Annotated in this window: 6 protein-coding genes and 1 riboswitch; all 6 genes read left to right on the top strand. The window is 72.1% G+C overall.

Translation table 11 applies throughout. The features are described 5' to 3' along the window. Nucleotides 1–1,263 (top strand): HAMP domain-containing protein (locus tag G3I65_RS52580; protein ID WP_160703665.1); only part of this gene is annotated, 1,263 nt, incomplete at its 5' end. Between the two features lies 1 nt (nucleotide 1,264). After that, a complete protein-coding gene (pgsB, locus tag G3I65_RS52585) occupies nucleotides 1,265–2,443 on the top strand; it encodes a poly-gamma-glutamate synthase PgsB (protein ID WP_160703667.1) in 1,179 nt (392 codons plus the stop codon). After that, a complete protein-coding gene (locus G3I65_RS52590) occupies nucleotides 2,443–2,925 on the top strand; it encodes a poly-gamma-glutamate biosynthesis protein PgsC/CapC (RefSeq protein WP_160703669.1) in 483 nt (160 codons plus the stop codon). The genes pgsB and G3I65_RS52590 overlap by 1 nt, the downstream gene beginning before the upstream one ends. A gap of 7 nt (nucleotides 2,926–2,932) precedes the next feature. Then, nucleotides 2,933–3,940 (top strand): NlpC/P60 family protein, encoded by a 1,008-nt coding sequence (locus G3I65_RS52595; RefSeq protein WP_160703671.1) that lies wholly within the window; start codon nucleotides 2,933–2,935, stop codon nucleotides 3,938–3,940. Between the two features lie 72 nt (nucleotides 3,941–4,012). Then, a riboswitch (cobalamin riboswitch) is annotated at nucleotides 4,013–4,082 on the top strand. A gap of 49 nt (nucleotides 4,083–4,131) precedes the next feature. Next, nucleotides 4,132–7,695: a cobaltochelatase subunit CobN gene (gene cobN, locus G3I65_RS52600; RefSeq protein WP_160703673.1), complete on the top strand. Its 3,564-nt coding sequence runs from the start codon at nucleotides 4,132–4,134 to the stop codon at nucleotides 7,693–7,695. A gap of 39 nt (nucleotides 7,696–7,734) precedes the next feature. Beyond that, nucleotides 7,735–8,970, top strand: a 1,236-nt coding sequence (locus tag G3I65_RS52605) for a glycosyltransferase family 39 protein (RefSeq protein WP_160703685.1), incomplete at its 3' end; no start/stop codon positions are given.

Consider the following 8,970-nt stretch of genomic DNA (forward strand, 5'->3'; position numbering starts at 1 on the left):
CTCGCCGTCGCGGCCGGCGTGCTCGGCAAGCCGGTGCGGCAGTCGCGGATCCGCGAGGTCAACCGGCTGACGACCGCCGTCGAGCGGTATCGCGGCAAGCTCCGCCGCCGCAAGCCCGCGAAGCCGGTCCGCCCGTTCCTGTCCGCCCAGCTCGTCATCGTCGCGGTCGCGCTCGCGCTGCTCGGCTGGTCGGGTGCGGTCGCCGCGACGCTCGGGCGGCAGCACGCCGAGGTTTCGGCGACGACGTTGTCCGAGCACGGCGTCCACGTCACGCACTCGGCGGACACGCTGCGGCGCAGCCTCGCCGAGGGCCTGACCGACCTGCAGTCCGTCGCGCGGCTCGGCAAGGGCAAGGAGCCGGACCGGCTGCGCGGCATGCTCGACCAGCTCGCCGGCACCGAAAGCCGGTTCCGCAGCGTCTACGTCGCCGACGAGCAGGGCGCGGTGGTGCTGCAGGCCGGGCGCGAGGCGCTGCGCGACCCGGGCAAGCTGCCGGACGGCGAAGGCCTGCGCCAGCACAACACCAGCGGCCGCGTCCCGGTCGTCTACGCCTTCACACCGCTGCCGGACTCGAAGAACGTCCTGGTCGGCGAGTACGACGTGCCGCGGATGGCCGCGCTGCTCGGCCCGGCGGGCGGCCGCGTCCGGGTCGTCGACGAGGGCAAGCGCACCATCGCCGACACCGAGGGCTACCTCGCCTTCGCCGCGCTGTCGGACCCGGCGCTGATCAAGAGCGTCGACGCGGCGCAGGCCGGCAAGGACGCCCGCGAGACGACGTCGTCGGCGCTCGTGGCGGCGCAGCGCCTGGCCGACAAGGGCAACGCGGCTTCGCTCAAGTGGGTCGTCGTCGCCGAGCAGCCGATCGGTTCGCTCGGGCTCGCGGACAACACCGTGCGCTCGGGCGCGCGGGTCGCCGCGCTGCTCACCGCCGTCGTCGCGCTGATGCTGTTCGCCTGGCACTTCCTGGTGGTCGTGCGGCCGCTGCGGCGGGTCGGCGCGGAAGCCCGGCGGATCGCCCGCGGCGACACCGGCGCCGTCGTCTACCCCCAGCGGCAGGACGAGATCGGCACCATCGCCTCCTGCGTCGAGATCTGCCGTCAGGCGCTGACCGAGGGCACCGCGCGGCTCGGCGAGGTCCGGCGGCCGACCGGCGCGGCGACCGACGAGACCGAGCTGATCCAGCGCATCGAGGTCGACGTCGAGCCCCGCCGGCAGCGGGCCAAGAGCGACTACCTGAGCTGGCTGGACGGGGCCGGGGTCTGACGTGACGTTCCTCTACGTCGTGCTGGTACTGGCATCGGCGGCGATGCTGCTGGCCGGGATCGCCGAACAGCGCCAGCACTACAAGCACCTGCACAGCATCCCGACGCGCGTGCTCGTCAACGGCATCCGCGGCAAGTCGTCCATCACCCGGCTCTGCGCGGGCGCCCTGCGGGGCGGCGGGCTCGTCACCACGGCGAAAACCACCGGCACCGCGGCCCGGTTCATCCACCCGGACGGCAGCGAGGAGCCGGTCTACCGCAAGTTCGGCATCGCCAACGTCGTCGAGCAGATCGGCATCGTCCGCCGCGCCGCCGCGTACCGGCCGGACGCGCTGGTCATCGAGTGCATGGCCGTGATGCCGGACCTGCAGGAGATCAACCAGAGCAAGCTGATCCGCTCGACCATCGGCGTGCTGTGCAACGTCCGCGAGGACCACCTCGCCGAGATGGGGCCGACCCTGGACGACGTCGCGCGGTCGCTGTCGCGGTCGATGCCGGTCGGCGGGATCTGCCTGACCGCCGAAAAGGACCGCCTGCACATCCTCCAGGAGGAGGCCGACAAGCGGGACTGCGAGCTCATCGCGGTCGACCCCGAATCGGTCTCCGACGAGGAGATGCGCGGCTTCGGCTGGATCACCTTCAAGGAGAACGTCGCGATCGCGCTGGCCGTCGCGGACCTGCTCGGCGTCAACCGGCAGCTCGCGCTGGACGGCATGTGGGCCGCGCCGCCGGACCCGGGCGTGCTGCAGGTCCACCGGTACCGCGCCGGGCGCCGCCAGCTCCGCTTCGCCAACGTCTTCGCGGCGAACGACCCCGAATCGACGTTGATGAACATCGACCAGCTCCGCGCGCAAGGTGCGATCACCGACCCCCTGCACGTGATCATCAACTGCCGCCCGGACCGCGTCGAGCGCAACGGCCAGATGGGCGCGCTGATCCCCCGCATCGCGCCCGAACGCGTCGTGCTGATCGGCGAACCGACGCGCAGCGCCCGCGTCGCCATCCCCAGCGAGTGGCACGACCGCGTCGTCGACCTCGGTGGCTCGCGCTCGCCGCGGGAGCTGCTGCGCGGGATCGTCGGCGGCGTCGAGCGGCAGGCGTCGCTGATCGCCATCGGCAACATCCACGGCCAGGGGGAACTGCTCATCGAGGAACTCGCGAAGCTGGAACCGGTCGCCTGATGCTCACCACGTCCCTCGCCCCCGAGGTCGCCACCGTCGGGCTCGCCATCGGCCTGCTGCTGTCGCTGGTCTGCTACCTGACGACGAACCTGTCCCCCGGCGGGATGATCACGCCCGGCTGGATCGCGCTGACCATGGTCGAGGACTACCGCCGCGCGGCGATCATCGTCCTGATGACGGCGCTGACCTTCGGCGGCACGAAGGCGCTGCAGCGCATGGTCATCCTCTACGGCAAGCGGCTCTTCGCCGCGGTCGTGCTGCTCGGCGTCGTGCTCCAGACGACGTTGCTCCTGTTCCTCCAGGCCGACTTCCCGCTGCTGTTCGTGCACCAGACGCTCGGGTTCGTGGTGCCCGGCCTGGTCGCCTACCAGCTGGTCCGGCAGAAGCCGGTGGCCACGATGCTCGCCACCGGCGGCGTCAGCCTGGCCAGCTACGCGGTGCTGATCAGCGGCGTGCTGGTCGGCCTGGTCCCCACGGTGTGAGGTGACGATGCGCAAAGCGGTCCGGATCGGCGTCCTCGCCGCGGTCATCGGCGTCTCCGGCACGGCGGCGGTGTACGTCGCCACGCAGGACCGCCAGGACATCACGGCCATCTCGGCATCAGCCGCGGCCTCGGGCGCGGCTGTCACCGGCGGCTACACCTACGACCGGCTCGACCACCCGGCCCGGACGATCGTGCGCGACGCGGCGGGCGCCCAGCTCGCGTCGTTCACCGACGGCTCCCGCACGGTCATGCTGACCGGCCGGTCGCGGACCTTCACCGAGCCGAAGTTCACCACAGCAGGCGTCACGACGACGGCCTGGATCCGGCTCGCGCCGCAGGCCTGGCGGGCCGGCGCGGAGAAGGAGAAGTGGTTCACCGACTGGCTCCCGAAGGCCACCGCCGACACCGGCCCGGACATCCTGGCGATGGCGCTGCAGTACACCGACGGCGCGGCCGACCAGGTCGTGAAGAAGCTGCGCGTGGCCGGGGACGCCAGCTTCGGCCCGGACAGCGCCGAGGGCCGGCTCGAGAAGTCCGATTTCTACGACTACCTGGGCATCGGCTGGGACTTCCCGGACGGCGTCCACGAGGCGGCGGAACCGCGCCGGGCGCGTTCCCTGGACTGTTCCGGGTTCGTGCGGATGGTCTACGGCTACCGGGCGGGCTACCCGCTGCTCGGGACGAACACGAAGGGCCCCGGCCTGCCGCGGCGCGCGTGGGCGCTGTCCGAGCTGGGCCCGGGCACCGAAGTGATCCACGACGAGAAGAAGCAGGCGACGGACTTCAGCGCCCTCCAGCCGGGCGACGTGCTGTTCTTCAACCTCGAGCCGCAGCTCGGCTCGCAGGTGTCGCACACGGGCATCTACCTGGGCATCGACAGCGACGGGCACCACCGCGTGCTGTCCAGCCGCAAGGTGGCGAACGGCCCGACCTTCGGGGACGCGGGCGGGGTGTCGCTGATCGACGGCTCCGGGACCTACGCGAAGGCGTTCCGGGCGGCCAAGCGGCTCTGAGCCACGCACGTCACCTTGACGCCGGGTCGGCCGCACCGGAGAGTGAGACCGATACCCACGCGTCGGCAGGTGGAGGAACCCGGTGAGAGTCCGGGGCGGTCCCGCCACTGTCAGCGGAGCGATCTCCGCGAGCCAGGAACTCCGGCCGGCGCGACCGTCGACCCGGGGCGCGGACCCCGAGGAGGAACCTCGTGATCCTGCTTCTGTCCACTTCGGACACCGACCTGCTCAGCGCGCGTTCGGCCGAGGGCGAGTACCGGCTGGCGAACCCGGCCCGGCTCGACGTCGCCGAGCTGCCGGGCCTGCTCGAGGACGTGCGCATCGTGGTCGTCCGCATCCTCGGCACCCCGCGGACGTGGCAGGACGGCCTCGACACGCTGCTGGCGTCGGGCGCGCACGTCGTGGTGCTGGGCGGGGAGCAGACGCCGGACGCCGAGCTGATGAAGCTCTCGACCGTCCCGGCGGGCATCGCCGCCGAGGCCCACGCGTACCTCGCGCAGGGCGGCCCGGCGAACCTCACCCAGCTGCACCGGTTCCTCTCCGACACGCTCCTGCTCACCGGCGACGGCTTCGAGCCGCCCGCCGAGCAGCCGTCGTGGGGCGTCCTCGAGCGGCCTTCGCGCGCCGAGGGCCCGGTGGTCGGGATCCTCTACTACCGGGCGCACCACCTGTCCGGGAACACGCAGTTCGTCCACACACTCGCCGACGAGATCGAAGCCGCGGGCGGGCGCGCGTTGCCGATCTACACCGCTTCGCTGCGCACGCGCGAGCCGGCGATGATGGCCGAGCTGGCTTCCGTCGACGCGCTGCTGGTCACCGTGCTCGCGGCGGGCGGCACGCGGCCGTCCGAGGTGGGCGCGGGCGGGGACGACGAGGCCTGGGACGTCGCCGAGATGGCCGCGCTCGACGTCCCGATCCTCCAGGCGCTGTGCCTGACCAGCGACCGCGAGACGTGGGCGGCGAACGACGACGGGCTCTCCCCGCTCGACGCCGGCAACCAGATGGCCGTCCCGGAGTTCGACGGGCGGCTGATCACGGTGCCGTTCTCGTTCAAGGAGCTCGACGAAGACGGCCTGCCCCGCTACGTCCCGGACGCCGAACGCGCGTCCCGCGTCGCCCGCATCGCGCTGGCGCACGCCCGGCTGCGGCACACGCCTCCCGCCGAGCGCCGCATCGCCCTGATGCTGTCCGCGTACCCGACCAAGCACTCCCGCGTCGGCAACGCGGTCGGGCTGGACACGCCCGCGTCGGCGATCGAGCTGCTGCGGCGGATGCGCGAACAGGGCTACGACCTGGGCCCGGACGCCTTCCCCGGCGTCGACCCGACCGGCACCGACCAGCCGGACGGCGACGCGCTGATCCACGCGCTGATCGCCGCCGGCGGCCAGGACCCGGAGTGGCTGACCGAGGAACAGCTGTCCGGGAACCCGATCCGCGTCCCGGCCGCGCGCTACCAGGCGTGGTTCGACGCGCTGCCGGAAGAGCTGCGCCAGGGTGTCGAGGAGCACTGGGGCCCGGCGCCGGGCGAGCTGTACGTCGACAACGGCGACATCGTGCTGGCGTCGCTGCAGAGCGGCAACGTGATCATCATGATCCAGCCGCCGCGCGGGTTCGGCGAGAACCCCGTGGCGATCTACCACAACCCGGACCTCCCGCCGAGCCACCACTACCTGGCCGCCTACCGCTGGCTGGAGGAGGAGTTCGGCGCGCACGCCGTCGTCCACCTGGGCAAGCACGGGTCGCTGGAGTGGCTGCCGGGCAAGACGGCCGGGCTTTCGGCGTCGTGCGCGCCGGACGCCGTGCTCGGGAACCTGCCGCTGGTGTACCCGTTCCTGATCAACGACCCGGGCGAGGGCGCGCAGGCGAAGCGGCGGGCGCACGCGACGATCGTCGACCACCTGATCCCGCCGATGGCGCGCGCGGAGTCCTACGGCGACCTGGCGCGGCTGGAGCAGCTGCTCGACGAGCACGCGAACATCGCGGCGATGGACCCGGCGAAGCTGCCCGCGATCCGCGCCCAGATCTGGACGCTGATCCAGGCCGCGAAGCTGGACCACGACCTCGGCGTCGAGGAACGGCCGCACGACGCGGAGTTCGACGACTTCCTGCTGCACATCGACGGCTGGCTGTGCGAGGTCAAGGACGCGCAGATCCGCGACGGGCTGCACGTCCTGGGCGCGGCGCCCACCGGTGAGGCCCGCGTCAACCTGGTGCTGGCGATGCTGCGCGCGTCCCAGATGTGGGGTGGCAAGCAGGGTGCGGTGCCGGGCCTGCGGTCCGCGCTGGGCCTGAAGGAAGACGCGCCGATGTCCGAAGTGGACGCGGTCGAGAAGACGGCTCGGGAACTCGTCCACACGATGGAGATGCGCGGCTGGGACGCCACCGCGGTCGCCTCGGTGGCGCCGGACGAGCAGGTCGCGAAGGTGCTTTCGTTCGCGGCGGAGGAGATCGTCCCGCGGCTGGCCGGCACCACCGCGGAACTCGACTCCGTGCTGCACGCGCTGGACGGCGGCTACATCCCGGCCGGGCCCAGCGGGTCGCCGTTGCGCGGACTGGTCAACGTGCTGCCGACCGGCCGGAACTTCTACACCGTCGACCCGAAGGCGATCCCGAGCCGGCTCGCCTGGGAAACCGGGCAGGCGCTGGCGGATTCGCTGCTTCGCCGGTACCGCGAGGACACCGGGGACTGGCCGCGCTCGGTCGGGCTTTCGGTGTGGGGCACGTCGGCCATGCGGACCTCCGGCGACGACGCCGCGGAAGTACTGGCGCTGCTGGGGGTCCAGCCGGTGTGGGACGAGGCATCGCGGCGCGTGACGGGCATCGAACCCATTCCCCTGGCCGAACTGGGCCGTCCCCGGATCGACGTCACGATCCGGATCAGCGGCTTCTTCCGCGACGCGTTCCCGCACGTCATCACGATGCTGGACGACGCGGTCCAGCTGGTGGCCTCTTTGGACGAACCCTCGGACCAGAACTTCGTGCGTGACCACGTTTCGGCGGACCTGGCCGTGCACGGCGATTCCCGGCGCGCGACCACCCGGATCTTCGGGTCCAAGCCAGGCGCGTACGGCGCGGGCCTGCTGCCGCTGATGGACTCCGGCAACTGGCGCGACGACAAGGATCTCGCGGAGGTGTACGCGGTGTGGGGCGGCTTCGCCTACGGCCGCGACCTCGACGGCCGCCCCGCGCGCGAGGACATGGAAAACTCGTACAAGCGGATCGTCGTCGCGGCGAAGAACACGGACACGCGCGAGCACGACATCGCCGACTCGGACGACTACTTCCAGTACCACGGCGGGATGATCGCGACGGTCCGCGCGCTGACCGGCTCGGCCCCGGCGTCGTACGTGGGCGACAGCACGTCCCCGGACGCGGTCCGCACCCGGACGCTCGGCGAGGAGACGGCCCGCGTGTTCCGGGCCCGCGTCGTGAACCCGCGCTGGCTGGCGGCGATGCGGCGCCACGGCTACAAGGGCGCGTTCGAGCTGGCGGCCACCGTGGACTACCTGTTCGGCTTCGACGCGACGGCCGGCGTCGTCGGCGACTGGATGTACGAGAAGCTGACCGAGTCCTACGTCCTGGACGAGGTGACGCAGGAGTTCCTGCGCCAGGCGAACCCGTGGGCGCTGCGCGGCATCGTCGAGCGGCTCAACGAAGCCGCCGACCGCGGGCTGTGGGAGGAGCCGGACCCCGCGCTGCTGGAGAAGATGCGCGAGGTCTACCTGTCCTTGGAAGGTGATCTCGAGGCGGAGTAGAAACGCCCGGGAAACGCGGGCCCGGGTTGGGTGGGCGGCATGATCACCGCCGCTCCCCCGAAGACCCGCTCCTGGGCGCTTCCCCTCATCTGCCTCGGCGCCGCCGTCCTCTACGCCTGGAAGATCGGCGACGGCCAGCTCGGCAACACCTACTACTCGGCCGCCGCGAAGTCGATGACGAGCGGCTTCACGAACTTCCTCTTCGGCTCCTTCGACCCGTACGGCGTCGTGACGGTCGACAAACCGCCGTTCGCGTTGTGGCCGCAAGCGCTTTCCGTGCTCGTCTTCGGCTACCACGGCTGGGCGCTGCTGCTGCCGCAGGTGCTCGAAGGCGTCGCGGCGGTCTTCCTGCTGCACCGGACGGTCCGGCGGTGGGCCGGGGAGAACGTCGCCCTGCTGGCGGCCGCGATCCTCGCGCTCACGCCGGTGACCGTGATCATCAACCGGGACAACAACCCCGACACGCTGCTGGTGCTGTTCCTGGTCGCCGCCGCGTACGCGGTCACGCGCGCGCTCGAGGACGGCCGGAAGTGGCTGTTCTGGTGCGCGTTCTTCGTCGGCTGCGGCTTCCTGACCAAGATGCTGCAGGCGTGGATCGTCGTGCCCGCACTGGTCGCCGCGTACCTCGCCGGGACGTCCGGGCCGCTGAAGCGGCGGCTGCTCGACGTGCTCGGCGCCGGCGCCGTGCTGATCGCGTCGTCGTTCTGGTGGATCGCCCTGTACGACTGGTGGCCCGGCGCCAAGCCGTACATGGGTGGCAGCGCGGACGGTTCGGCGTGGGACCTCGTCTTCGGTTACAACGGCTTCGGCCGCCTCTCCGGCAACGGCGAGGGCGGCGGCATGATGATCATGCGCGACGGCGAGCAGACGACGTCGTCGTTCGGCGGCGACCCCGGGCCGGGCCGGATGTTCAACGACCTCGTCGGCGGCCAGATCTCCTGGCTGCTGCCGCTCTGCCTGGTCGTCCTGATCGTCATCGGCCGCCGGTGGCGCGACGCCGGCTGGCTGCTGTGGGGCGGCTGGCTGCTGGTGACGACCGCGGTGTTCAGCTTCGCCGGCGGCATCTGGCACCCGTACTACACGACGGCGATGGCCCCCGCCGTCGCCGCGGTCGCCGCCGCCGGGCTGGCGCTGCTGTGGCGGCGGCACCGGCGGACGCTGCTCCCGCTCGTCGTCGCACTGACCGCGGCCTGGGCGTTCGTCGTGACGTCGCGGGACACGACGTTCCACGGCTGGACGCGCTGGGCGGTGCTCGGCACGGCCGTCGCGGCGATC

Origin of the sequence: Amycolatopsis sp. SID8362 (assembly GCF_010550475.1) — a bacterium.
In the GTDB taxonomy this organism is placed as follows: Bacteria; Actinomycetota; Actinomycetes; order Mycobacteriales; family Pseudonocardiaceae; genus Amycolatopsis; species Amycolatopsis eburnea.